The sequence below is a fragment of the Streptomyces sp. GL_141 genome (genome assembly GCF_057834385.1).
In genome coordinates, this window is sequence record NZ_CM174402.1 from 5,916,157 (window position 1) to 5,941,456 (window position 25,300).

Annotated in this window: 23 protein-coding genes; 14 read left to right on the forward strand and 9 right to left on the reverse strand. The window is 71.5% G+C overall.

Annotation, left to right across the window (positions count from 1 at the left end; genetic code table 11):
- Positions 1-2: 2 nt before the first annotated feature.
- Both AC3IX6_RS26255 and AC3IX6_RS26260 read right to left on the reverse strand, forming a co-directional pair.
- Positions 3-929, reverse strand: a complete 927-nt coding sequence (locus AC3IX6_RS26255) for an ACP S-malonyltransferase (RefSeq protein WP_489365149.1) — start codon at positions 927-929, stop codon at positions 3-5.
- Positions 930-1,018: 89 nt separating this feature from the next.
- Positions 1,019-2,236, reverse strand: coding sequence for a PucR family transcriptional regulator (locus AC3IX6_RS26260; protein ID WP_250745570.1), 1,218 nt, complete (start codon positions 2,234-2,236; stop codon positions 1,019-1,021).
- 81 nt (positions 2,237-2,317) lie between these two features.
- Between AC3IX6_RS26260 and AC3IX6_RS26265 the strand changes: the two genes are divergently transcribed.
- Complete coding sequence (locus AC3IX6_RS26265) at positions 2,318-3,031, forward strand: pirin family protein (RefSeq protein ID WP_489365151.1); 714 nt, start codon at positions 2,318-2,320, stop codon at positions 3,029-3,031.
- Positions 3,032-3,034: 3 nt separating this feature from the next.
- On the opposite strand, the gene AC3IX6_RS26270 is transcribed toward AC3IX6_RS26265, so the two are convergent.
- Positions 3,035-3,853: a serine hydrolase domain-containing protein gene (locus AC3IX6_RS26270; RefSeq protein ID WP_489371561.1), complete on the reverse strand. Its 819-nt coding sequence runs from the start codon at positions 3,851-3,853 to the stop codon at positions 3,035-3,037.
- Between the two features lie 60 nt (positions 3,854-3,913).
- Between AC3IX6_RS26270 and AC3IX6_RS26275 the strand changes: the two genes are divergently transcribed.
- Positions 3,914-4,330 (forward strand): MerR family transcriptional regulator, encoded by a 417-nt coding sequence (locus AC3IX6_RS26275; RefSeq protein ID WP_489365153.1) that lies wholly within the window; start codon positions 3,914-3,916, stop codon positions 4,328-4,330.
- The gene (locus AC3IX6_RS26280) at positions 4,327-5,349 is read left to right on the forward strand and encodes an aldo/keto reductase (RefSeq protein WP_489365155.1); all 1,023 of its coding nucleotides are present in this window, start codon (positions 4,327-4,329) and stop codon (positions 5,347-5,349) included. Before AC3IX6_RS26275 ends, AC3IX6_RS26280 begins: the two co-directional genes overlap by 4 nt.
- Before the next feature lie 134 nt (positions 5,350-5,483).
- Here AC3IX6_RS26280 and AC3IX6_RS26285 read toward each other — a convergent pair whose 3' ends face one another.
- The 3 genes from AC3IX6_RS26285 to AC3IX6_RS26295 form a co-directional block, all read right to left on the reverse strand.
- Positions 5,484-6,344: a DUF4429 domain-containing protein gene (locus tag AC3IX6_RS26285; protein WP_489365156.1), complete on the reverse strand. Its 861-nt coding sequence runs from the start codon at positions 6,342-6,344 to the stop codon at positions 5,484-5,486.
- A 74-nt stretch (positions 6,345-6,418) separates the two neighbouring features.
- Positions 6,419-7,570 carry an alpha/beta hydrolase gene (locus tag AC3IX6_RS26290; protein ID WP_489371562.1) on the reverse strand — a complete coding sequence of 384 codons (1,152 nt, stop codon included), beginning with the start codon at positions 7,568-7,570 and terminating at the stop codon, positions 6,419-6,421.
- Positions 7,571-7,849: 279 nt separating this feature from the next.
- Complete coding sequence (locus AC3IX6_RS26295) at positions 7,850-8,509, reverse strand: TetR/AcrR family transcriptional regulator (RefSeq protein WP_489371563.1); 660 nt, start codon at positions 8,507-8,509, stop codon at positions 7,850-7,852.
- A 91-nt stretch (positions 8,510-8,600) separates the two neighbouring features.
- Here AC3IX6_RS26295 and AC3IX6_RS26300 point away from each other — a divergent pair, with 91 nt between their 5' ends.
- Together AC3IX6_RS26300 and AC3IX6_RS26305 are read left to right on the forward strand one after the other, a co-directional pair.
- A complete protein-coding gene (locus AC3IX6_RS26300) occupies positions 8,601-10,217 on the forward strand; it encodes an MFS transporter (RefSeq protein ID WP_489365158.1) in 1,617 nt (538 codons plus the stop codon).
- Positions 10,218-10,479: 262 nt separating this feature from the next.
- The gene (locus tag AC3IX6_RS26305) at positions 10,480-10,893 is read left to right on the forward strand and encodes a peptidase inhibitor family I36 protein (RefSeq protein ID WP_489365160.1); all 414 of its coding nucleotides are present in this window, start codon (positions 10,480-10,482) and stop codon (positions 10,891-10,893) included.
- Here the strand turns inward: AC3IX6_RS26305 and AC3IX6_RS26310 are convergent.
- Complete coding sequence (locus AC3IX6_RS26310) at positions 10,874-11,728, reverse strand: potassium channel family protein (RefSeq protein WP_489365162.1); 855 nt, start codon at positions 11,726-11,728, stop codon at positions 10,874-10,876. The two genes, AC3IX6_RS26305 and AC3IX6_RS26310, sit on opposite strands and share 20 nt — an antisense overlap.
- Before the next feature lie 71 nt (positions 11,729-11,799).
- Positions 11,800-14,532: a pyruvate dehydrogenase (acetyl-transferring), homodimeric type gene (aceE, locus tag AC3IX6_RS26315; RefSeq protein WP_489365164.1), complete on the reverse strand. Its 2,733-nt coding sequence runs from the start codon at positions 14,530-14,532 to the stop codon at positions 11,800-11,802.
- A gap of 436 nt (positions 14,533-14,968) precedes the next feature.
- On the opposite strand from aceE, the gene AC3IX6_RS26320 reads away from it, so the two are divergent.
- From AC3IX6_RS26320 to AC3IX6_RS26345, 6 genes are all read left to right on the forward strand, one after another.
- Positions 14,969-15,394 (forward strand): DUF3052 domain-containing protein, encoded by a 426-nt coding sequence (locus AC3IX6_RS26320; protein ID WP_243329420.1) that lies wholly within the window; start codon positions 14,969-14,971, stop codon positions 15,392-15,394.
- 185 nt (positions 15,395-15,579) lie between these two features.
- Positions 15,580-16,038 (forward strand): peroxiredoxin, encoded by a 459-nt coding sequence (locus AC3IX6_RS26325; RefSeq protein WP_250745560.1) that lies wholly within the window; start codon positions 15,580-15,582, stop codon positions 16,036-16,038.
- A 161-nt stretch (positions 16,039-16,199) separates the two neighbouring features.
- Positions 16,200-16,775 carry a TerD family protein gene (locus AC3IX6_RS26330; protein WP_112446263.1) on the forward strand — a complete coding sequence of 192 codons (576 nt, stop codon included), beginning with the start codon at positions 16,200-16,202 and terminating at the stop codon, positions 16,773-16,775.
- Between the two features lie 226 nt (positions 16,776-17,001).
- Complete coding sequence (locus tag AC3IX6_RS26335) at positions 17,002-17,577, forward strand: TerD family protein (RefSeq protein WP_489365167.1); 576 nt, start codon at positions 17,002-17,004, stop codon at positions 17,575-17,577.
- Positions 17,578-17,602: 25 nt separating this feature from the next.
- Positions 17,603-18,718 (forward strand): DUF475 domain-containing protein, encoded by a 1,116-nt coding sequence (locus tag AC3IX6_RS26340; RefSeq protein ID WP_489371564.1) that lies wholly within the window; start codon positions 17,603-17,605, stop codon positions 18,716-18,718.
- A 145-nt stretch (positions 18,719-18,863) separates the two neighbouring features.
- Complete coding sequence (locus AC3IX6_RS26345) at positions 18,864-19,604, forward strand: TerD family protein (protein WP_267039314.1); 741 nt, start codon at positions 18,864-18,866, stop codon at positions 19,602-19,604.
- A gap of 34 nt (positions 19,605-19,638) precedes the next feature.
- Here the strand turns inward: AC3IX6_RS26345 and AC3IX6_RS26350 are convergent, their stop codons facing one another.
- Positions 19,639-20,388 (reverse strand): TerD family protein, encoded by a 750-nt coding sequence (locus AC3IX6_RS26350; protein ID WP_489371565.1) that lies wholly within the window; start codon positions 20,386-20,388, stop codon positions 19,639-19,641.
- Between the two features lie 193 nt (positions 20,389-20,581).
- Between AC3IX6_RS26350 and AC3IX6_RS26355 the strand changes: the two genes are divergently transcribed.
- The 3 genes from AC3IX6_RS26355 to AC3IX6_RS26365 are packed head-to-tail and all read left to right on the forward strand — an operon-like array spanning position 20,582 to position 25,298.
- A complete protein-coding gene (locus tag AC3IX6_RS26355) occupies positions 20,582-21,748 on the forward strand; it encodes an HpcH/HpaI aldolase/citrate lyase family protein (RefSeq protein WP_489365169.1) in 1,167 nt (388 codons plus the stop codon).
- 8 nt (positions 21,749-21,756) lie between these two features.
- Complete coding sequence (locus AC3IX6_RS26360; protein WP_489365171.1) at positions 21,757-24,471, forward strand: phosphoribosyltransferase; 2,715 nt, start codon at positions 21,757-21,759, stop codon at positions 24,469-24,471.
- Entirely contained in the window at positions 24,468-25,298 is an 831-nt protein-coding gene (locus AC3IX6_RS26365; protein WP_489365173.1) for an HAD family hydrolase, read from the forward strand. Before AC3IX6_RS26360 ends, AC3IX6_RS26365 begins: the two co-directional genes overlap by 4 nt.
- Positions 25,299-25,300: the final 2 nt, after the last annotated feature.

Consider the following 25,300-nt stretch of genomic DNA (forward strand, 5'->3'; position numbering starts at 1 on the left):
TCTCAGACCGCGTGCTCGGATACGAGCGTCGCGGCCTTGTCGAGATCGTCCGGCGTCTTCAGGGCCACGCTCGGTACGCCCTTCAGCGCGCGCTTGGCCAGCCCCGTCAGGGTGCCACCGGGGGACAGCTCGACGATCCCGGTGACGCCCAGTGCGGCGAACGTCTCCATGCACAGGTCCCAGCGGACCGGGTTGGCCACCTGGCCCACCAGCCGGGCGACGACATCGGCGCCCGTGGTCACGACCTGACCATCCTTGTTCGATACGTACGTCAGCGCCGGGTCTGCCGGGGAGAGGGCCGCGGCGGCCTTCTCCAGACCGGTGACCGCCGGAGCCATGTGGTGCGTGTGGAAGGCGCCCGCGACCTTGAGGGCGACGACCTTCATGGAACCCTCGGGCTTCTCGGCCTCCAGGGCCGCGATCTGCTCCATGGTCCCCGCGGCCACGATCTGGCCCGCGCCGTTGACGTTGGCCGGGGTCAGACCCAGCTTCTCCAGGTGCGCGACGACGACGTCCGGGTCCCCACCGAGGATGGCGGCCATGCCCGTCGCGGTGACCGCCGCGGCCTCGGCCATGGCGAGTCCGCGGGTGCGTACGAAGGACAGCGCGTCCGTGTCGGACAGGACGCCGGCGTACGCGGCGGCGGTGATCTCGCCGACGCTGTGGCCCGCCACGGCGCCGAAGGAGGCCGGGCCGACCTTGGCGGTCAGCTCGGCCGCGGCGAGCAGGCCCGCGGCCACCAGCAGGGGTTGTGCGACGGCCGTGTCGCGGATCTCGTCCGCGTCGGCCTTCGTGCCGTAGTGGGCAAGGTCGAGCCCGATGGCGTCCGACCAGCCGGCGACGCGGTCAGCGGCGCCGGGCAGTTCGAGCCAGGGAGTCAGGAAGCCGGGCGTCTGTGCGCCTTGGCCGGGAGCGACGAGTACGAGCACCCTCACACTCTCTCTTGTGTTCGGTCCGCGCCGCCCGTGGGGACAGGGACGAAGAACCATCGGGGTAATTGTTGATGTCCGACAAAAGCTTAGGACTGAGGATCGCCGTCGGCCAGACGCCCGAGGATCAGGGCGATCCGCAGCGTGAACGCGGAGCGGACATCCGAGGGCGACCAGCCGGTGACGTCTGTCACACGTCGGAGCCGGTAGCGCACGGTGTTGGGGTGCACGAAGAGCATCCGGGCCGCGCCTTCGAGGCTGCTCGCCTGCTCCAGGTAGACACTCAGCGTTTCCAGCAGGGCCGAGCCGGCCTCTTCGAGCGGTCTGTAGATCTCCTCCACCAACTGCTCGCGGGCCGAAGGGTCGGAGGCGATCGCGCGTTCGGGCAGGAGATCGTCCGCGAGGACCGGCCTCGGCGCGTCCTGCCACGCCGTACAGGCCTTGAGCCCGGCCGCGGCGGCCTGCGCCGACTTCGTGGCGTTCAGCAGGTCCGGGACCACCGGTCCGGCGACCACCGCACCCGCCGCGAACGGCCCGATCAGCGACTTCGCCACCTGCATCGGATTGTCGCTGCCACCCGCGATGACCACGAGCCGGTCGCCCAGCACACCCGTGAGGACCTGCAGCTTGTGGTGGCGGGCGGCCCGCCGGATCGCCTCGACCGTCAGCTCGCTGTCGCCCTCCGGAGCCGTGCCCAGCACCACGCAGACGTGCTCGGGGGAGTTCCAGCCGAGGGCCGCGGCCCGGGACAGGGCGCCCTCGTCGGCCTCCCCGGACAGCACCGCGTTGACCACCAGGGACTCCAGCCGGGCGTCCCACGCACCGCGTGCCTCGGCCGCCTGGGCGTACACCTGGGCGGTCGCGAAGGCGATCTCCCGGGCGTACACGAGCAGGGCCTCGCGCAGGATCGACTCGTCGCCGGGCGCCGCTACCTCGTCGATCGCGGTCTCCATGACCTCGATCGTGGTGCGCACCATCTCGACGGTCTGGCGCAGGGTGATCGCCCGGGTCAGCTCGCGCGGAGCCGTCCCGAAGACATCGGTGGAGATCGCCTGGGGGGTCTCCGGATGCCGGAACCACTCGGTGAACGCGGCGATGCCGGCCTGGGCGACCAGGCCGATCCAGGACCGGTTCTCCGGCGGCATCGCCCGGTACCACGACAGCGTCTCGTCCATGCGCGCGATGGCGTTCGCGGCGAGCCGGCCGGAGGACTTCTCCAGCCTTCGCAGCGTCGCCGAGTGCGGATGGGGCGGAGCCGGATGCGCGGGGTGGACCGCGGGTGAATGCTCACGTTCGGGTTGGGGCACGTGACAAGACTGCCTTATCGGGACCGCTGCGCGGAGTCCGGTCCCGTCCCGGGCCGCGCCCCGGGGGCTACGGTGGCCTCCATGATTGATGTACGCCGAGGCACCGACCGGTACGAGGGCGGGGACGCCGACGCCGCGGAGGGCGCGGCCGGGGGGATCAGCACCCGGCACGCCTTCTCCTTCGGCCCGCACTACGACCCCGACAACCTGCGGTTCGGCCCGGTCATGGCGTGCAACGAGGAGAGCCTCGCCCCCGGCGCGGGCTTCGACGAGCACCCCCACAGCCACACCGAGATCGTGACCTGGGTGGCCGAGGGCGAGCTCACCCACCGCGACGCCACGGGCGCGGAGACCCTGGTGCGGCCCGGGGACGTACAGCACCTCGGCGCGGCGTCCGGGACCCGGCACGTGGAACGCAACGACGGCTTCCGGCCGCTGCGCTTCGTCCAGATGTGGCTGGCCCCGGCCGATCCGGCCGGGGAACCCTCGTACACGCTGGTCCGCGGGATCGCCGACAGCACCCCCTACGCCGTGCCCGCGGCCGGAGCCGTCCTGCACGTACGCCGTCCGGGTGCGGGCGAACGGGTCGCCGTACCGGCCGCCGGGCGGGTGTACCTCCACGTCGTACGGGGAGACCTGCGGCTGGACGGCGCCGACGGCGCGGCCGCCGGAGCCGGCGGGGACGCGGACGGTGCGGAGCTCGGGCCCGGGGACTCGGCGCGGATCACCGGCGAGCCGGAGCTCGAACTGGTCGCCGGATCGCCATCCGAGGTGCTGATCTGGGAGTTTTCGTAGGGCTCAGCGGGTCCTGAGCTCGGCGAGCACCGCGTCGGTGAACGGGGGCCAGGCCTCGACCGCCCACGGCCCGAAGGCGCGGTCCGTCAGCGCCACGCAGGCCGCGCGCGCGTCCGGGTCCACCCACAGGAAGGTCCCGGACTGCCCGAAGTGCCCGAAGGTGCGCGGCGAGGAACCGGCGCCCGTCCAGTGCGGGGTCTTCCCGTCGCGGATCTCCAGGCCGAGACCCCAGTCGTTGGGGGACTGGTGGCCGTAGCCGGGCAGGACGCCCTTGAGCCCGGGGTGGACCACGGAGGTGGCCTCCGCGACGGTGCGCACGTCCAGCAGCCGGGGCTGCTGGAGCTCGGCGGCGAAGCGCAGGAGGTCGGAGACGGTGGAGACGCCGTCCTTGGCCGGAGAGCCCTCCAGGCTGCTCGACGCCATGCCCAGCGGCTCGAAGACGGCCTCGGCCAGGTACGCGGCGAAGGGGATCCCGGTGGCCTTCGCGATGTGGTCGCCGAGCTCCTCGAAACCGGCGTTCGAGTACAGCCGGCGCTGCCCGGGAGGGGCCGTCACCCGGTGCTCGTCGAAGGCCAGGCCGCTGGTGTGCGCGAGCAGGTGGCGCACGGTGGAACCCTCGGGCCCGGCCGGCTCGTCCAGCTCGATCGCGCCCTCCTCGTAGGCGACGAGGGCGGCGTAGGCGGCGAGCGGCTTGGTGACGGAGGCCAGCGGGAAGCGGTGGTCCACCGGGCCGTGGGCGCCGAGCACGGTCCCGTCGGAGTCGACCACGGCCGCGGCGGCGGTCGGAACCGGCCAGTTCTCGATGATGCGCAGACTCTGCAAGCTCTCCATGCGGCCGAGGGTACTTGCTTGGAGTGCACTCCAAGGATTTAGCGTGGAGCCATGAGCCTGACCCAGACCCCCCTGCAGACGCAGACGCGGTACACGATCAGCGAGGTCGAGGCACGGACCGGTCTGACCCAGCACACCTTGCGCTGGTACGAGCGGATCGGCCTCATGCCGCACGTGGACCGATCGCACTCGGGGCAGCGGCGGTTCACCGACAAGGACCTCGACTGGCTGGGCTTCGTCGGCAAGTTGCGCACCACCGGAATGTCGGTGGCGGACATGGTCCGGTACGCGGAACTCGTCCGTGAGGGCCCGCACACCGCCGACGACCGGCGCGAACTGCTGGAGCGCACGCGCGACGAGGTGCGGACGCGGATCGCGGAACTGACCGACGCGCTCGGCGTGCTGGACTACAAGATCGATACGTATGCGATGTGCACCACCGTCGCGGGAGGGGCAGACCGGACATGACCGGGAACACGGCACGGATCGAACAGGTCGAACTGGGCGGGGGCGGCCCGCTGGTGGGCGTCCAGGGGCTCGGCTGCATGGGCATGAGCGAGTTCTACGGGGACACCGACGAGGCGGCCGCCCGGCAGACGCTGGACGCGGCGCTGGAGGCCGGGGTCACGCTCTTCGACACCGCCGACGTCTACGGGCGGGGCGCCAACGAGGAGTTCCTCGCACCGTTCGTGGCCGCGCACCGCGACCGGATCACCCTCGCCACGAAGTTCGCCGTCGAGCGGACGGACGACCCGCTGTACCGCGGGATCCGCAACGACCGCGCGTACATCCGCGGGGCGGTGGAGGACAGCCTGCGCAGGCTGGGCACCGACGTCATCGACCTCTACTACATGCACCGGCGGGATCCGGACGTTCCGTTCGCCGAGTCGGTGGGCGCGATGGCGGAGTTGGTGCAGGAGGGCAAGGTGCGCCACCTCGGGCTCAGCGAGGTGACCGGCGCCGAGCTGCGCGAGGCGCACGCGGTGCACCCGATCGCGGCGCTCCAGTCGGAGTGGTCGCTGTTCAGCCGGGACGTGGAGCGCAGCGCGGTGGGCGCGGCGGCGGAGCTGGGCGTGGCCTTCGTGCCTTACTCCCCGCTCGGGCGCGGCTTCCTGACCGGGGCGTTCGCGGACGCCTCGGCGGAGCTGACGGCCGATGACTTCCGGCAGTACCAGCCCCGGTTCACGGGCGACAACGCGAAGACGAACGGGGCGCTGCTGACGCCGGTACGGGAGGTCGCGGCGGCCCGCGGGGTCACGCCGGCGCAGATCGCCCTGGCGTGGGTGCAGCAGCGGGCGGCGGTGCACGGCCTGACGGTCGTCCCGATCCCGGGCACCCGCAAGCCCTCCCGCCTCGCGGAGAACACGGCGGCGACCCGCATCACCCTGACGGACGCGGAACTGTCCCTCCTGGACCCGATCGCCGACCAGGTGGCAGGCGACCGCTACCCGGACATGAGCTCGACCTCGGCGGCGCGCGAGGTGTAGTCCCTTCAGCCGTCCGGCGTTTGAGGACCGGGGTCTGGGGCGGAGCCCCAGAAGGGTCCGGGCGGAGCCCGGGGAACGGTGGAAGGGCGGGTAGGGGACAGCCCGGCAGGGCCGGCCCAGGCAGCCCCGCGGGGTCAGGCCCCGGCCGTGAAGCGGTCCCGTAGCGCCCGGTACTCCGCGTCCGTGAGCAGTCCCGCGCTGTGCAGCTCGGCGAGATGCTGGATCCGCTCCCAGGAGCGCGGCCCGGGCACCGCGGCGTGAGCCCCCATCGCGCCGGAGGCGACAACCGCCCGCGCCCGCAGAGCGGCGAGCACCGAGGCCGCGAACGGCAGTGACTCGTGCACGGCTCCGTACCCCACGCCGAAGACCGCGGAGGCGAGATCGTGGTCAGGCCGGGGATCACCGGCGCCCTCGCGGGGCAGCAGCCGCAGGTGTCCGCCGGACCGTTCGGGGGAGTGCCAGACCAGCCCGGCCAGGGCGGCCAGCGGATACCGCTGGTCGCCCGCCTTCCATTTGGTGCTGGTGGCCCCGGTGCGCGACCAGTGGAAGGTGACGGCGCCGCCGTCGAGGGCGAGCCGGGCGTCGTACGCCTTCAGCGTGGCCGGCGGCTCCGGGACGGAGACGAGGAACCGCTCGGCAGGCCCGGCCGGCCCCAGCCGCTCGCGCAGGGCCTCGGTGAAGGCCGCGGCCCGCGCGGCCCCGGCGGCGCCACCCGGCAGCACCAGCCGGTACGGATCGCAGGCTTCTCTCAACTGCCCCGCCGCGGCCTCCATCAGCGGGTCCGCCCCCACCCGTACGCGGGCGTGCAGCACCAGGGTGTCCCGCCGACCCGCGGTCAGGCTCACCCCGGACAACGCCTCGAGGGGAATCCGGCGTTCCCCCAGGGCGTGCCAGAGTCTGGGCGTTCGCATCCCCCGTGCGAAGCGGATGATGAGCGAGTCCGTGGTGCGGTCGAACTCCCAGACGGCATGGTTTCCGGCCAGTACGTCACCCATGCGGCACATCGTAAAGGGACGCACCCCCGTGCGTCCCCCTGCCGTGAGGTCCGATTTCGGGTCGGCGGAGTGGGTCAGGGGGCTTCCGTACCGGATGTTCCCCGTCGGCACGTGTCGTCCCCGGTGGCGCACACCGTGGAACCGAATGCACCGGTTCCGATTTTGGCGAAGTTGTCCAGGGATTCGGTTCCTGGCTCGAAGTAGCCGGTGTGGCTCTTGGCTCCGGCCGCCGACAGGACCCGCGCGCCGAACTCCTCGGAGACCGGATCCGCGCCGTGGCCCAGGCCCCCGAACTCCAGGTGGGGCACGTCGGCGATCCAGTCGCCGGCGTCCCGCATCGCCCACACCCGCGCCGAGGTGCCCAGCTCGGCGGCGTTCGCGGCGCGCATCCCGGGGCTGCCCGCCACCACGATGTCCGTGACCCGGGGCGGCAGTTCGTGCGCCGCCACCCCGCACACCACGGAACCGTAGCTGTGGCAGAACAGCGCCACGCTCGCCCGCCCGGGCAGCGCGGAGGTCAGCGAGCGCAGTCGGGCCGCGCCGTCCACGGCCAGCCGCCCGGTCGCCGCGTCCATGCCGACGCCGGTCGGGGCGGTGTAGCCGGCCCAGGCGATGACCGCGGTCCGGCTGCCCGGGGCGGCCGTGCGCTCGGCCGCGTACAGGGACTCCGCCATGCCGACGGGGGCGGTCAGCCGGCGGACCGTGCGCTCGAACGTGAGCGCGTCGGTGTCGACGCCGGGGACGACCACCGAGACCCGGCGGGCCTCGCCGAGGTCGCCGAAGACCTCGGCGACGAGGGCGCTGCCGGTGGGGTCGAAGACGAGGATCTGCCGGCCGGCCTCGGCCAGGGACTCGAAGCGGTGGGCGCGCCGGGCGGCGGTGGCACGGTCGGAGGGGGCCAGCGTGATGTCGTGCGCGCGGGTGTCCTCGACCCGTGCGGACTGCTTCAGGGCCATCCGGTTGGCCCGGTAGCGGACGCCGGGCGGCACGCCGTCGAGATTGCCGACCACCAGCGGGTGGCCCTCGGTGAGCCGGGCGCGCTGGGCGCCGTCGAGGCTCGCGAAGAAACGTGTCACCACGGGCGCCGGGGCGTCCGCGGCGGGCAGGGCCCGGCCTTCGAAGCGCGCCGCGGCCCAGGAGGCGAGCGCGGCCTCGCGCGGGGACGCCTCGCCCGCGGGCCGGTAGACGGCCGTCCAGCCCGTGGTCGCGAGCATCAGGAAGACCACCGCCAGCGCGAGCAGGGCGCGCAGGGCGGCCGGACGCGCGGGGGCGTCGGCGGAGGGGGCGTGGGCGGGGCCGGGCAGGTTCACTGCGCCCAGCCTAGGAGACCGCCGCGGGTGGCTGCGCGCCGGGTGACGGGAGTCACCGCCGGCCGTGGGACGCCCCGCCGGCGACCGCTCCCGTACGGGACCCGCGTGCGCGGGCGCCCCGAGCGGTACGGGGCTTTCGCCCGGCTTTCGGTCGGCCTTCGCCCGGCCGGGCGGGTCGGGCGGGAAACCCGCCGGTCAGGCGGGCCGGCGCCAGTCGGAGGCCAGCGCCGGGCCGATCTGGTCGAGGTAGACCTCGGTCATCCGCCGGATGGCGGCCACGCTGGTGTCCTCGCCCTGCCCCCAGAGCCGGCCGGTGACGCGCATCACGCCCGTGAACGCGGCGACGGCCACCCGCGGGCGCGGGTCGGCGTCCACGTCCAGGCCCTCGCGCTCGGCCAGCAGCCGGGCGATCCGCTCCTCCAGCTCGGTGGAGCGGCGCAGGTGCACGGCGAGCAGGGCCGGGGTGGACTCGATCAGCTGGTAGCTGCGCATGTACAGGTCGAGGGGGACCAGGTCCGAAATGGCCTCTTCGACGGTGTCCCAGGCGGCGAGCACGGCCGAACGCATCGCCTCGAAGGGGCCCTCGGCGGGCGGGCGGGAGTGCAGCGCCGCGACGAAGTGCGATTCGACCAGGTCCTGGACGGCGAAGGCGGCCTCTTCCTTGTTGGCGAAGTACCGGAAGAAGGTGCGCTGGGAGACGTCCACGGCGTCGGCGATCTCGTCGACGGTCGTCTCCTCGTACCCCTGGGCGATGAAGAGGAGGAGGGCCGCGCGCAGCAGTGCGTCGCGCGTGCGCTGTTTCTTGCGCTCGCGCAGTCCGGCCGGCGGTGCGGACGCGGGCCGCTGATCGGTCATCACGGCGGTCAGGGTACCTGTGACCGACCTGACAGTGGCTGTCTGACGAACCGGTCTGTGAAGTGTCAGTCGCTGTCACTAACCTGTTCGCATGACTAGTCAGATCACCGTCGACGGCGGGGACGCACTCTCGCTCACCAAGGAACCGGGCCCCTCGCCGGTCCGTACGGGCCTCCGGGGCCACCCGTGGCTGACCCTGTTCGCCGTCGCGATCGGCGTCATGATGGTCACCCTCGACGGCACGATCGTCGCCGTCGCCAACCCGGCCATCCAGAAGGACCTCGGCGCCTCGCTGGCCGACGTCCAGTGGATCACCAACGGCTACCTGCTCGCCCTCGCGGTCTCCCTCATCACCGCGGGCAAGCTCGGCGACCGCTTCGGCCACCGCCAGACCTTCCTCATCGGCATCGCCGGGTTCGCCGTCTCCTCGGCGGCCATCGGCCTCTCCGGCGGCGTCGAGCTCGTCATCGGCTTCCGCGTCGCACAGGGCGTCTTCGGAGCCCTGCTGATGCCCGCCGCGCTGGGCCTGCTGCGGGCGACCTTCCCGGCCGAGAAGCTCAACATGGCCATCGGCATCTGGGGCATGGTCATCGGCGCCTCGACCGCCGCCGGGCCGATCGTCGGCGGCCTGCTCGTCGAGAACGTGAGCTGGCAGTCCGTCTTCTTCATCAACGTGCCCGTCGGCATCATCGCGCTCGCCTTCGGCCTGTTCATCCTGGTCGACCACCGGGCCGAGAACGCCCCGCGCTCCTTCGACGTGCTGGGCATCCTGCTGCTGTCGGCCGGGATGTTCTCGCTGATCTGGGCGCTGATCAAGGCCTCGGAGTGGGGCTGGGGCGACACCAAGACGCTCGCCTTCCTCGGCGGGTCCGTGCTGTGCTTCGTGGCCTTCGCCCTCTGGGAGAACTTCGTCTCCGAGCCGCTGATCCCGCTCGGGATGTTCCGCTCGCTGCCGCTGTCCGCGGGCACGGTGCTGATGGTCCTGATGGCCTTCGCCTTCATGGGCGGGCTGTTCTTCGTCACCTTCTACCTGCAGAACGTCCACGGCATGAGCCCCGTCGACAGCGGCCTGCACCTGCTGCCGCTGACCGGCATGATGATCATCGGATCGCCGCTGGCGGGATGGGCCATCACCAAGGTCGGACCGCGGCCGCCGCTGGTCGCCGGCATGGTCGCCACCGCCGTCGCCTGCTTCGGGATGGCCCAGCTGACCCCGGGCACCTCCACGCCCACCATGTCGCTCTGGTTCGCCCTGATGGGCCTCGGGCTCGCGCCCGTCATGGTCGGCGCCACCGAGGTCATCGTGGGCAACGCCCCGCTGGAGCTCTCCGGCGTGGCCGGCGGGCTCCAGCAGGCCGCCATGCAGGTCGGCGGCAGCCTGGGCACCGCCGTGCTCGGCGCGGTCATGGCGAGCAAGGTCGGCAGCGTCTTCGAGGACAACTGGGCCGGAGCCGGTCTGCCGCCGCTCACCCCGGAGCAGGCGGACCTCGCGGAGAAGGGCATCCAGGTCGGCATCTCCCCGGTCCCGCCGGGCGCTCCGGAGCAGCTCGCGGCGACCATCACGGGCGTCGCGCACGACACGTTCGTGGCAGGGATGAGCACCGCCTTCACCGTCGCCGGAGTGGTCGCGGTCCTGGCCGCGGTCGTGGCCGGCTTCACGAAGCGCGGCGAGAACGCGGAGGCGGGGGCGGGCGCCGCCCACATCTAGCTCCGTCCCGGCCGCCCGTCCGGACGCGGTGCCCCGCTGGCGCCGCGCCTCGGGCCGGGCGGTCGTGGCGGTCAGGGTGGCCCCGGAGGCGTCAACTCCGGGGCCGCAGCAGCCCCGCCGGGGGATCCGGCGGGGCTGTCGCCTATCAGGGTGGACCCGCTCGCGGCCCCTTCCGCCGGGACGTCCGCGCAGGTCAGCGTGGTGCCGACGGAGCTTTCGGAAACGGTCCGGGGCCCGTACGTCCACCAGGAGTTGACCCGTCATGCGTACGTGGAGCACGACTTTCGTATCGGCCGCCGTCCTCGCCGCCACCCTGCTGATCCCGGGCACCGCCGGCCCCGCGCACGCCGCGGGCAACGGACCGGGGAAGGGGCGGGCCGCCGGGCCGCCCGCGCTCGGGGCCTGCGCCACCGGGCAGCTGTGCCTGTGGGCCAAGCCGGAGTTCAAGGGCGCCCGCACGACCCACGAGCTCAGCACCCTCGACATCAACAGCTGCACCGCCCTGCCCGCCGGGACCACCGCCCAGTCCCTCACGAACCGGACCGGCCGCCCCGTCACCACCTACCAGTCGGCCGAGTGCGCCGAGACCGGCGAGTTCCAGACCTACCCGGGCGACGGGGTGTGGCTGCCCCAGTCGCCGTACCAGGTCAGGGCGTTCAAGGTGTGGGAGCGCTGACGGCCCCGCCGCCCGCCTGGACCGGCCCGCCCTGGGCGCCGATGCCCGCGCCCGGGCCGGGCTCCCGGGCGGGCCCCGGGGCCTGCGGGAGCCCGCCGGCCCCGGCGGGAGCCGCCCCGCCGAGGCGGGCGACCTCGGCGCGCAGCGCCCGTACCTCCGCCGCCAGTTCGGAGATCGCCGCCGTCTGGGCGCGCTCCACCCGGTCGTCGCGTTCGAAGCGGGAGATGAACCAGGCCGCGATGTTCGCCGTGACCACACCCAGCAGCGCGATCCCCGACAGCATCAGCCCCACCGCCAGCAGCCGGCCGAGTCCGGTGGTGGGGGAGTGGTCCCCGTAGCCGACCGTCGTCATCGTGGTCACCGACCACCACAGGGCGTCCCCGAGGTTCTTGATGTTGCCGTCGGGGGCGTCCCGCTCCACGCTCAGCACCGCGAGCGAGCCGAACATCAGCAGCCCGACCACCGAGCCCGCCACGTATGTGGTGAGCCGGATCTGCGGGGCCATCCGGGCCCGCCGGCCCACCAGCATCAGGGTGGAGACCACGCGCAGCAGCCGCAGCGGCTGGATCATCGGCAGCACCACCGCCAGCAGGTCCAGCCAGTGGGTCCGTACGAAGGCCCTCTTCGACTGCGCCAGGCCCAGCCGGACCAGGTAGTCGGCGGCGAAGGCGGCCCACACCACCCACTCGGCGTGCTTGCAGGCGCTGTGGACCGCCGGGCTCGCGTCGGGCAGGACGATGGGCACCGCGTAGGCCACGGCGAAGCCCAGGGCGAGCACCAGGAGCGGGGTCTGCGTCCGGCGCTCCCATCGAGCCTGGGGAGAGGGTTGCTTCATGCGGAGCATCGTAAAGAACGCGTAAGGGCGCCGGGACAGGTGTCCCGGCGCCCCTCACGAAAAGACGACTGCTACGCGTCGCCCCCGGCCGCGCCCGGGTCGGCCGCCCGGACGTCCAGCAGCTGGTACCGGTCGATCGCCTGCTTCAGTGCCGAACGGTCGATCTTGCCCTCCTTGGCCAGCTCGGTCAGCACCGAGAGGACCACCGACTGCGCGTCGATGTGGAAGAAGCGCCGGGCCGCGCCGCGCGTGTCCGCGAAGCCGAAGCCGTCCGCGCCCAGCGAGGTGTACGGGCCGGGCACCCAGCGCGAGATCTGGTCCGGGACCGCCCGCATCCAGTCGGAGACGGCCACGAACGGACCCTCCGCGCCGGACAGCTTGGTGGTCACGTACGGGACGCGCTGCTCCTCCTCCGGGTGGAGCAGGTTGTGCTCCTCCACGGCGACGGCATCGCGGCGCAGCTCGTTCCAGGAGGTCGCCGACCAGACGTCCGCCCGGACGTTCCACTCGGCGGCCAGGATCCGCTGCGCCTCCAGCGCCCACGGCACCGCCACGCCCGAAGCCATGATCTGCGCCCCGATGGCTCCCGAGGTGCCCTGGGAGATCCGGTGGATGCCCTTGAGGATCCCGTCCACGTCCACGCCGGCCGGCTCGGCCGGGTGCTGGATGGGCTCGTTGTAGACCGTCAGGTAGTAGAAGACGTCCTCGGCGTCGGGGCCGTACATGCGCCGCAGACCGTCCTTGACGATGTGCGCGATCTCGTACCCGTACGCCGGGTCGTACGCCACGCAGCCCGGGTTCGTCGAGGCCAGCAGCTGGGAGTGGCCGTCGGCGTGCTGGAGGCCCTCACCCGTCAGGGTGGTCCGGCCGGCGGTCGCGCCGAGGACGAAGCCGCGCGCCAGCTGGTCCGCCATCTGCCAGAACTGGTCACCCGTGCGCTGGAAACCGAACATCGAGTAGAAGACGTAGACCGGGATCAGCGGCTCGCCGTGCGTCGCGTACGCCGAACCCGCGGCGATCAGCGAGGCCGTGCAGCCCGCCTCCGAGATGCCGTCGTGCAGCATCTGCCCGGTCGGCGACTCCTTGTACGCGAGCAGCAGGTCGCGGTCGACCGCCTCGTACTGCTGGCCCAGCGGGTTGTAGATCTTGGCGCTCGGGAAGAAGGCGTCCATGCCGAAGGTGCGGTACTCGTCGGGGGCGATCAGCACGAAGCGCTTGCCGATCTCCTTGTCCCGCATCAGGTCCTTCAGGATGCGGACGAAGGCCATCGTGGTGGCGATCGACTGCTGGCCCGAGCCCTTCTTGGCCGCCGCGTAGGTGGCGTCGCCCGGCAGCTGGAGCGGCTTCGCGCGCACCACGCGGGTGGGCACGTAGCCGCCGAGCGCGCTGCGGCGGTCGTGCATGTACTGGATCTCGGGGGAGTTGCGGCCCGGGTGGTAGTACGGCGGCGCGCCGTCCTCCAGCTGGGCGTCCGTGATCGGGATGTGCAGACGGTCGCGGAAGCGCTTGAGGTCGTCGGCCGTCAGCTTCTTCATCTGGTGGGTCGCGTTGCGGCCCTCGAAGTTCGGGCCGAGGGTCCAGCCCTTGACCGTCTGCGCGAGGATCACCGTCGGCTGGCCCTTGTGGGCCTTGGCCGCCGCGTACGCCGCGTAGACCTTCTTGTGGTCGTGACCGCCGCGGCCCAGGTGCTGGATCTGCTGGTCGGTCATGTTCTCGACCATGGCGCGCAGCCGGTGGTCGCCGCCGAAGAAGTGGTCGCGGATGTACGCGCCCGTCTCGGTGGCGTACGTCTGGAACTGGCCGTCCGGGGTGGTGTTCAGCTTGTTGACCAGGATGCCGTCGCGGTCCTGGGCCAGCAGCGGGTCCCAGGAGCGGTCCCAGATCAGCTTGATGACGTTCCAGCCGGCGCCGCGGAACTGCGACTCCAGCTCCTGCATGATCTTGCCGTTGCCGCGGACCGGGCCGTCGAGGCGCTGCAGGTTGCAGTTGACGACGAAGGTCAGGTTGTCGAGGTGCTCGCGGGCCGCGATGGAGAGCTGGCCGAGCGACTCGGGCTCGTCCATCTCGCCGTCGCCCAGGTACGCCCAAACGTGTGACTTGGAGGTGTCCGCGATCCCGCGGGCCTCCATGTACCGGTTCATCCGGGCCTGGTAGATCGCACCGAGCGGGCCGAGGCCCATCGAGACGGTCGGGAACTCCCAGAAGTCCGGCATCAGCCGCGGGTGCGGGTAGCTGGAGAGGCCGTACGGGGCCTTCGACTTCTCCTGGCGGAACGCGTCGAGCTGCTGCTCGGAGAGCCGGTCCAGGAGGTAGGCGCGCGCGTAGATGCCGGGCGAGGCGTGGCCCTGGAAGAAGATCTGGTCGCCGCCGTCGCCCTCGTCCTTGCCCCGGAAGAAGTGGTTGAAGCCCACGTCGTAGAGGGAGGCGGAGGAGGCGAAGGTGGCGATGTGACCGCCGACGCCGATCCCCGGGCGCTGGGCGCGCGAGACCATGACGGCCGCGTTCCACCGGGTGGCGTTGAGGACCTTGCGCTCGATCTCCTCGTTGCCGGGGAAGAAGGGCTCGTCCTTGGTGGCGATCGTGTTGACGTAATCCGTGGAGCGCATCTCGGGCACGGCCACGCGCTTCTCGCGGGCCCGCTCCATCAGGCGCAGCATCAGGTAGCGGGCGCGCTCACGGCCCCGCTCGTCGACCGCGGCGTCCAGGGAGTCGAGCCACTCCTGCGTCTCTTCCGGATCGAAGTCCGGTACCTGACTCGGCAGGCCACCAATGATGATCGGATTGCGATCGGATGCGGAAGCCACGCTGTTCCTTCGCTGTCGGGGGAGTCGTGCCTTGAGTCTCGCCGCCTCCCATGGTCTTACGCTCGGCAGAAATCGTCATCTTTACCGTTGGGTAATCCCTGGAGGTGGCGGGATTGTGCTGGCTGCGGCGACGACAACGCCCAAACCGCAACCTTACGCCCATGTCGATCAACCCCTTCGCAAGGCCGTTCGTCCCTCAAACAGGTGCGAAAGTCCCGAGGCCGTGCCGAATGAGGTGGAATGGTGTGGGATGAATCACCAGGGGTACATGCGGAAGGGCTGAAAGTTGCGGCGAGACGGCCGCAATCGTCACCGTTTCGACGGTCTCGGCGGCCGGGTACTTGCGCGATCCGCCGCGCCCGTGTGGACTACGCCCAATGCTGCGCGTACGCGCGCCGCCGAAGAACATTCACCGAACATGAGCAGGAGGCACCCCGTGAGCGCGACCGCGGACCACGCGGAGAACCTGGCCGCCAGGCTGGGTTTCCAGTCCGAACAGGTGGTCCAGGAGATCGGCTACGACGACGACGTCGATCAGGAATTCCGTGATGCCGTAGAGGATCACGTCACCGAACTCGTCGATGAGGACTACGACGATGTCGCAGACGCGGTTCTGCTGTGGTTCCGGGAGGACGACGGCGACCTGACGGACGCCCTGGTCGATGCGACCGAGCTGGTCGAGGACGGCGCACTGATCCTGCTGGTGACCCCCAAGACCGGCAAGGACGGTTTCGTCGAGGCCAGCGACATCAGCGAGGCCGCCGAGACGGCCGGCCTCTCGCTGGCGAAGGGTCTCCCCGTCGGCAAGGAGTGGACCGCCACCAAGCTGGCGACTCCGAAGACGGCCAAGTCCAAGCGCTGAGCCGCGCCCCGCAGTCATGCGGACACACGCACCCCGCCCGCCGGAAGCTTCCCGGAGGGCGGGGTGCGTGCGTTTCGCGGGCGGGCCGGAGCGGACGCGCGGGGGACCCATGAGCGGGGGGGACCCATAAGGTGAGATCACCCGAACAGCCCAACGCAGGGATGCGGGACGAAGGGATGCGACAGATGGCGATCGAGGTCGGCAGCAAGGCCCCGGACTTCGAGCTCAAGGACAACCACGGCAGGGTCGTGCGGCTCTCGGACTTCCGGGGGGAGAAGGCCGTCGTGCTGCTCTTCTACCCCTTCGCCTTCACCGGCGTCTGCACCGGCGAGCTCTGCGAGCTGCGCGACCAGCTGCCGCGCTTCCAGAACGACGACGTGCAGCTCCTCGCGGTCTCCAACGACTCCGTACCGACCCTGCGCGTCTTCGGCGAGCAGGAGGGGCTGGAGTACCCGCTGCTGTCGGACTTCTGGCCGCACGGGGAGGCCTCCCGGGCCTACGGGGTCTTCGACGAGGAGAAGGGCTGCGCGGTGCGCGGCACCTTCGTCATCGACCGCGACGGCATCGTGCGCTGGAGCGTCGTCAACGGACTGCCCGACGCCCGTGACCTGAACGAGTACATCAAGGCCCTCGACAGCCTCTGAGTCCGTGCCGCAGGCTCATGGGCACGGTGCCGGCAGGCACGCGGGCCCGTTCGCCTGGAATAAGCCCGTACAGGCGGGAACCCGTCACTAGGATCGAAACGTTGATCCGGTAGCAACCGCACGACGGGGCCCCGCCCCACACAAAACCTTATGGAGGACCCGTGGGAGTCAGCCTCAGCAAGGGCGGCAACGTCTCGCTGACCAAGGCCGCGCCGAACCTGACGGCGGTCATCGTCGGTCTGGGCTGGGACGCTCGCACCACCACCGGTGTCGACTTCGACCTCGACGCCAGCGCGATCCTGACCAACGACCAGGGCAAGGTCGCCAGCGACGCGAACTTCGTCTTCTTCAACAACCTGAAGAGCCCCGACGGCTCGGTCGAGCACACCGGTGACAACACCACCGGTGAGGGCGAGGGCGACGACGAGGCGATCAAGGTCAACCTCGCCGGTGTGCCGGCCGACGTGGCCAAGATCGTCTTCCCGGTCTCGATCTACGAGGCCGAGAGCCGCCAGCAGAGCTTCGGCCAGGTCCGCAACGCGTACATCCGCGTCGTGAACCAGGCCGACAACGCCGAGCTCGCCCGCTACGACCTGTCGGAGGACGCCTCGACGGAGACCGCCATGGTCTTCGGCGAGCTCTACCGCAACGGTGCGGAGTGGAAGTTCCGCGCCATCGGCCAGGGCTACGCCTCGGGCCTGCGCGGCATCGCGCAGGACTTCGGCGTCAACGTCTGAGCCTGCTCCACCAGAGCAGTCGTTCCATCCGTCCGGCGCCGTGCACTCGTGTGTACGGCGCCGGACCGGCTTTACGGCCACACCGCCGGACCGGCTTTACGGCCACACCGCCGGACCGGCCTTACGGCCACACCGCCGGACCGGCCTTACGGCCACACCGCCGTACGCCGTAGCGTCACACCGCCGTACCGTCACTTCGCCACCGTCGTCCGGGGAGGACCACAACATGGGCGTCACACTCGCCAAGGGGGGCAATGTCTCCCTCTCCAAAGCCGCGCCGAACCTCACCCGGGTTCTGATCGGCCTCGGATGGGACGCGCGCTCGACCACGGGCGCCGACTTCGACCTCGACGCCAGCGCACTGCTGTGCAGCAACGGCCGCGTGCTCGGGGACGAGTACTTCGTCTTCTACAACAACCTGAAGAGCCCCGAGGGCTCCGTCGAACACACGGGGGACAACCTCACCGGCGAGGGTGACGGCGACGACGAGTCGATCATCATCGACCTCAGCAAGGTCCCGGCCGGCGTGGACAAGATCGTCTTCCCGGTCTCGATCCACGAGGCCGAGGCCCGCCGGCAGAGCTTCGGCCAGGTCAGCAATGCCTTCATCCGGGTGGTGAACGAGGCGGACGGTCAGGAACTCGCCCGCTACGACCTCTCCGAGGACGCCTCCAGCGAGACCGCGATGATCTTCGGCGAGGTCTACCGGTACGGGGGTGAATGGAAGTTCCGTGCTGTGGGGCAGGGGTACGCGTCGGGGCTCCGCGGCATCGCTCTAGACTTCGGGGTCAACGTTTCGTAAAGCCGTACAACACGATGGGATGCCAGTGGTTCTGAAAACCTTCGGCTGGTCGTTCGCAGTCACTGCGCTCGGGCTGGTCGCAGCGGTGCTCTACGGGGGGTGGGAGGCCTTCGGGATCGTTGCGATCCTGTCCATCCTTGAGATCTCGCTGTCCTTCGACAATGCGGTGGTCAACGCCGGAATCCTGAAGAAGATGAATGCCTTCTGGCAGAAGATCTTCCTCACCATCGGTGTCCTCATCGCCGTTTTCGGCATGCGTTTGGTCTTCCCGATCGTCATCGTCGCGATCAGTGCCCAGATCGGGCCGATCGAGGCCGTCGACCTCGCGGTGTCCGAGCCCGACCGGTACAAGCAGCTCGTCACGGACGCTCACCCGTCCATCGCCGCCTTCGGTGGCATGTTCCTGCTGATGATCTTCCTCGACTTCATCTTCGAGGACCGCGACATCAAGTGGCTCGCCTGGCTGGAACGCCCGCTGGCCAAGCTCGGCAAGATCGACATGCTGTCGGCGTGCATCGCGCTGATCATCCTGGTCATCACCTCGGTCACCTTCGCCACCCACGCCCACCAGCACGGCGGCGTGCACGTGGACAAGGCGCAGACCGTCCTGATCTCCGGCGTCCTCGGCCTGATCACCTACATGATCGTCGGCGGCCTCTCCGGCTACTTCGAGAACAAGCTGGAGGAGGAAGAGGAGCACGAGCACGAGATCGAGGAAGCGGCCAAGAAGAGCGGCAAGCCCGTCTCGGTCGTCGCCATGGCCGGCAAGGCCGCGTTCTTCATGTTCCTCTACCTCGAAGTCCTCGACGCCTCCTTCTCCTTCGACGGGGTCATCGGCGCCTTCGCCATCACCAGCGACATCGTGATCATGGCCCTCGGCCTCGGCATCGGTGCCATGTACGTCCGGTCGCTGACGGTCTACCTGGTCCGCCAGGGCACCCTCGACGACTACGTCTACCTGGAGCACGGCGCGCACTACGCCATCGGCGCGCTCGCCGTCATCCTGCTCGTCACCATCCAGTACGAGATCAACGAGGTCATCACCGGCCTCGTCGGCGTCGTGCTGATCGGGTGGTCCTTCTGGTCCTCGGTGCGCCGCAACAAGCGCCTGGAGCTGGAGGGTTCCACCGCCGACGCATGATCGCGGCGGTAATGCGGAACGCTCAAGTGCGGGGCGGTCCGGCGGGTCCACGGACCCACCGGGCCGCCCCGTCCGCATGCCGGGACCGGACGCCGGCATGCCTGCAGGGGGCCAAGCGGGCCAAGGGAGCAGGGGGGTTGTGGGGATGGGATTCTTCGACGGCATCAGGGGCAGCCGCGGCACGCAGTTCCAGTCGGGCAGTGCCTCGTCGAACGCGATCGAGCTGACGAAACGCCATCCGACGGTATCGCTCACCAAACAGGGGGCGGTGCACGGCAATCTGCGCGTGAACCTCTCCTGGCGGATGCGCACCTCGGACATAGGCGGCCGCAGCACCGGCCAGAGCGGGCAGCTCTTCCGGCATCCGTTCAAGCTGTTCAAACCGGACATGGTGCAGGCGCACACCCAGGGCATGGTCAATGTCGACCTCGACATCGGCTGCCTCTACGAACTGACCGACGGAACCCGGGGCGTCGTCCAGCCCCTGGGGAACCTGCACGGGGACATCAACAGCCCGCCGTACGTGAAGCTCAGCGGGGACGACCGGTTCGGGGCGCCCTCCGGCGAGACGATCTTCGTCAATCTCGACCACGCCGAGGAGATCAAACGGCTGCTGGTCTTCGTCTACATCTACGACCAGACCCCTGCCTTCGACCGGACGCACGCCCTGGTCACCCTCTACCCGATCACCGGGCCGCGCATCGAGATCCCCCTGGAGGAGCGCCACCCGCACGCCCGCTCCTGCGCCGTCGTCTCCCTGGAGAACGTCAAGGGAGAGCTGATCGTGCGGCGCGAGGTCACCTTCGTGTACGGGTTCCAGGCCGAGCTGGACCGGCTGTACGGGTGGGGCCTCCAGTGGGGCCGGGGCTACAAGACCAAGACCTGACCGGGCCGCCGGGGCCGCCCCGATCCGGCGGTGCTCACCGCCGGATGAACTGCGGGCCCTGCGCCGGCAGCCGGAAGGACGGGTCCCCGCCCGGAGCCGGCACCGGGGCCTGCGCCACCGGCTGCGGATAGCCGTAGGCGGGCTGGGCGACCGGCGGAGCCTGGGTGGGCGGCGCCAGGGCCGTCGTGGCGGCCTGCGCCCCGGGCCGGCCCTGGGCCTGCTCCTGGGCCTCGGGGGCGTTCTCGTCCACGGAGATCCCGTGGTCGGTGGCCAGGCCGACGAGCCCGTTCGAGTAGCCCTCGCCGAGCGCGCGGAACTTCCACGCGTCCGCCCGCCGGTACAGCTCGCCGCAGATCAGCGCCGTCTCGGCGCCCGTCTCCGGCCGCACGTCGAAGTAGGCCAGCGGTTCGGAGCCGCCGGTCGCGGTGGCGTCGTAGAGGAGGATCCGCAGGTCGTGGACCCGCTCGAAGGGGACGTCCTCGGCGGAGGCGACGACGAGGATCCGGTCCACGGCCGGGGTGACGGCCCGCAGGTCCGCCTGTACGGCGTCGGTGATCCCGTCGCCGAGCTGCTTCTTACCGAGCCGCCAGACGGCTCCCGAGGGGTGCCGGGGCTGGTTGTAGAAGACGAAGTCCTCGTCCGAGCGCACGCGCCCGTCCGCCCCCACGAGCAGCGCGGAGGCGTCCACGTCGGGCACGTCGGGCCCCCCGGTCCAGCGCAGCACCGCGCGGACCGCCAAAGCGGCCACGGGGATGTTGGAGCCCTTCTGCATCGCGTGCGTCATGGCGGTCATCCTGCCCTCCCGGGCGGGACCGGGACAATGCGGCCCCCCGTAGACCTTGTCCGGATCGCGAGACCTGGGCATGGTGCAAGAGGGTTACCTGGATTTCATGTGCTTGAGGAATTTTTGACTCACGTTCGTACGTACTATTACCGGCCACGCCAGATCGGCCGCCGAGCCTGTACGGGGGAAGCACATGCGTCACTTCGGGCATATTTCGCCCACCGTCCGCAAGGACCTCTTCCACCAGGAGCCGGCGGAGTTCACCGCCGCCTCTCCCTCCGCCACGCTCGCAGCCGCACTGGGGGCCACGCTCTACAGCCCGGCCACCCGGCCCCAGCTCGCCCGTGACATCCGCAAGCAGGCCGGCCTCGGGGTCGTCTCCATGGTCCTCTGCCTGGAGGATTCCATCAGCGACGCGGACGTCGCGGGGGGCGAGGAGAACCTCGTCCGGCAGTTCGCCGCCCTCCACGAGGACCCGGCGGAGCTCCCGCTGCTCTTCATCCGCGTCCGGGAACCCGAGCAGATCCCCGACCTCGTGCACCGGCTCGGCGGCTCGGCGGAGCGGCTGGCCGGATTCGTTCTGCCCAAGTTCAGCGAGAGCCGGGGGATCGCCTTCCTCGACGCCGTCGCGCAGGCGGAAGCCGCGAGCGGACTGGCCCGGCTGTACGCGATGCCCGTCCTGGAGACCCCCGAGCTGCTCCACCTGGAGACCAGGGTCGAGGCCCTCGCCGGGATCTCCCGCACGGTCAACAAGTACCGCGAGCGGGTCCTGGCGCTCCGCCTCGGCGTGACCGACTTCTGCTCCGCCTACGGGCTGCGCCGCACCCCCGACATGACCGCCTACGACGTGCAGATCGTCGCCGGGGTGATCGCCGACGTGGTCAACGTGCTCAGCCGCGCCGACGGCACCGGCTTCACCGTCACCGGGCCCGTCTGGGAGTACTTCCGCAGCCAGCAGCGCCTCTTCAAGCCGCAGCTGCGCCGCAGCCCCTTCCTGGAGGAGGGCGTCGAGGAGCTGCGCACCGCCCTGATCGAGCACGACCTGGACGGGCTGCTGCGCGAGATCGAGCTCGACCGGGCCAACGGGCTGCTGGGCAAGACCTGCATCCACCCCGCCCACGTCACCCCGGTCCACGCGCTCTCGGTGGTGTCGCACGAGGAGTTCAGCGATGCTCAAGACATCCTGCGCCCCGAGCGCGGGGGCGGCGGAGTGATGCGTTCCGCCTACACGAACAAGATGAACGAGGTGAAGCCCCACCGGGCCTGGGCCGAGCGCACCATGCTGCGCGCCGAGGTCTTCGGTGTGGCGAAGGAGGAGGTCGGCTTCGTCGATCTCCTCACGGCCGGGCTCCAGGTGTGAGCGGGCCGTTGACTGCGAGGAAGGGCAAGACGATCGAAGCGGTGTGGTCGGGAACGTGGGTCGCGGACCGGCTGGGCGTGAGCCTGGAGGACGGGCCGGGTACCGGGACCGGCGGGCCGGCGCTGGAAGAGCTCCTCGGGCTGGCGCTGCGGCGCAACCCCAAGCGGGCCCACCTGCTCGTGTCCCAGGTGCTGGGCAAGCACGTCCCGCAGTCCCCGGCGACCGTGTACGCCGCCGGGTACGGGCTCGGCGAGCGGGTCCGGGAGCTGCTGGGCGACGCGGAGGCGGCCTCGGCGGTGGTCCTGGGGTACGCGGAGACCGCGACCGGCTTGGGCCACTGCGTGGCCGACGGCCTGGGCAGCGCCCCGTACCTGCACTCCACCCGCCGCCCCGTGCCCGGCGTGGAGGCCGCGGGCGGCTTCGAGGAGGCCCACTCGCACGCCACCTCGCACCTGCTGCTGCCCGAGGACCCGAAGCTGCTGGCGGGCTCGGGCCCGCTGGTCCTCGTCGACGACGAGTTCTCCACCGGCAACACCGTGCTGAACACCATCGCCGACCTCCACGCCCGCCACCCGCGCGGCCACTACGTGGTCGTCGCCCTCGTCGACATGCGCTCCCCGGCCGACCGCGACCGCCTCGTCGCGTTCGCGGAGGAGCTGGGGGCGCGGGTGGACCTGATCGCACTGGCCTCGGGCACGGTGTCCCTGCCGGAGGGGGTGCTGGAGAAGGGGCAGGTGCTGGTGGAGCGCTACGAGGCCGAGGCCGCGGCGGCCGCCGCCGCTGCCGCGGGTGAGCTCCCGGCCGTCCCCGCCGTCCCCGCCGCCCCTGCCGCGGGTGAGCTCCCGGCCGTCCCCGCCACCGGTGATGCCCCGGCTTCTGCGGGCGCTCGGCCCGCTTCCGCCAGCGAATCGCAGCCCGGAGCTGGGCAAATCCAGCCCCTGCGGCGTTTGAGCAGCGGGGTCCGGGGCAGCGCCCCGGGAGACGACCCGCACCCGATCACCCGCGTGGAACTCGACTGGCCGGCCGGGATACCCGACGGCGGACGCCACGGCTTCACCCCCGCGCACCGCGCAGCCCTGGAGGCGGCGCTGCCCGCCATGGCGACCCGGCTCAAGTCCGCGCTCGGCGCGGACCCCGCCAGGGTCCTCGTACTCGGCAACGAGGAGCTGATGTACGCCCCGCTGCGCCTCGCGCAGGCCCTGGAGGCGTCCGGCGCCGCGGCAGCGCCGGTCGAGGTGCGCTTCTCCACCACCACCCGCTCGCCGGTGCTCGCCGTGGACGACCCCGGCTACGCCATCCGCACCCGCCTCGTCTTCCCCGCCCACGACGACCCGGCCGACGGGCCCGGGGACCGGTACGCGTACAACGTCGCCGCGGGCACCACCGGCACCGCGGGCGCCGGCTTCGACGCCGTGGTCGCCGTCGTGGACTCCGCCGGGGACACCGCGGAGCTCCGTACCGGCCTGCTCGCGGCCCTCGCGCCGCACACCGGTCGGGTCCTGCTGGCGGTCATACCTTCGTACATACCCGACCGGCAGGAGCCGATCATGACCGAGCCCCCGCGCGAAACACCGGGCGAACCGCTGGGCGAGCCACTGCGCGGGCCCGCCTTCTCCTCCTACGCCGCCGAGGACGTCGGCTGGCTGCTCCAGGACCTCTCCGACGTGGAGCTGGAGGCCCCGACCGAGGAGCGCGAGGAAGCCATCCAGGCGGGCGGCGCCCACTACGCGGAATCGCTGCCGGTGGAGTTCCAGCCCTCCCCGGAGTACCAGCAGCTCTACCAGAGCGCGCTGACCGCCTCCGCCGCCCGGATGGCCCGCGCCGTAGGCACCGTCACCGAGACGGTCCTCGCCGAGCGCTCCCCGTCCCCGGTCCTCGTCTCCCTGGCCCGCGCCGGCACCCCCGTGGGCGTGCTGATGCGGCGCTGGGCGCAGGCCCGGCACGGCCTGGACCTGCCGCACTACGCCGTCTCCATCGTGCGCGGCCGCGGCATCGACGCCAACGCGCTGCGCTGGCTGGCCGCCCACCACGATCCGGCCGACATCGTCTTCGTCGACGGCTGGACCGGCAAGGGCGCCATCACCCGCGAACTGCGCGAGGCCCTGGGCGAGTTCGAGGGCTTCAATCCGGAGATCGTGGTCCTCGCCGACCCCGGCTCGTGCGTGGAGACGTACGGCACGCGCGAGGACTTCCTGATCCCCTCCGCCTGTCTCAATTCCACCGTTTCCGGGCTGGTCTCGCGTACGGTTCTCAGGTCCGACCTGGTCGGGCCCGCCGATTTCCACGGCGCGAAGTTCTACCGCGAGCTCGCCGGCGCCGATGTCTCCGTCGCGTTCGTCGACACCGTCTCCGCGCACTTCGAGGAGGTGGCCGAGGCCGTGGACGCCGAGGTCAAGGAGCTCCTCGCCGCCGACCGCACGCCGACCTGGGTGGGCTGGCGGGCGGTGGAGCGGATCAGCGAGGAGTACGGGATCCACGACGTGAACCTGGTGAAGCCCGGCGTCGGCGAGACGACGCGGGTGCTGCTGCGCCGGGTCCCGTGGAAGATCCTCGCGCAGCGCGGCGCCGGAGCCGACCTGGACCACGTACGACTCCTCGCGGAGCAGCGGGGGGTGCCGGTCGAAGAGGTCGACGGCCTGCCGTACAGCTGCGTAGGACTCATCCATCCCCGCTTCACGCGCGGCGCCACGGGCGCCGACGGAAAGGCTGTGGCCGCCAAGTGACCGTCCTCGTAGCCAGTGACCTCGACCGTACGCTCATCTACTCGACGGCCGCGCTCGGCCTGACCATGCCCGACCCGGTGGCCCCGCGGCTGCTGTGCGTGGAGGTGCACGAGAGCAAGCCGCTGTCGTACATGACCGAGACGGCGGCGGGGCTGCTGGCGGAGCTGTCGGCCGACCCGGGAGCGGTGTTCGTCCCGACCACCACCCGGACCCGCAAGCAGTACCAGCGCATCCGCTTCCCCGGCCGGCCGGCGAAGTACGCGATCTGCGCCAACGGCGGCCAGCTGCTGGTGGACGGGGTCCCGGACCGGGACTGGCGCCGCCAGGTCGCGGCCCGGCTCGCCGCGGAGTCCGTCCCGCTGGAGGAGATGCACGCGCACCTGATGTCCGTGACCGACCCGGCGTGGCTGCGCAAGGCGCGGGTCGCGGAGGACCTGTTCGCGTACCTGGTCGTGGAGCGGGCGCTGGTCCCTGCGGAGTGGATCAAGACGCTGACGGAGTGGTCCGAGGCGCGCGGCTGGACGGTCTCGCTCCAGGGCCGGAAGATCTACGCCGTCCCGCGGCCGCTGACCAAGAGCGCGGCGATGCACGAGGTGGCCCGGCGTACGGGCGCCACGAGCACGCTGGCCGCCGGCGACTCGCTGCTCGACGCGGACCTGCTGCTCGCGGCGGACACGGCCTGGCGGCCGGGCCACGGCGAGCTGGCCGACGCGGGCTGGACGGCGCCGCACGTGACGGCGCTGGCCCAGGCGGGCGTGCTGGCCGGTGAGGAGATCGTGCGCGCGTTCACCCGCGAAGTGGCGCGACTGGGCACACCGGCCGCCTGATC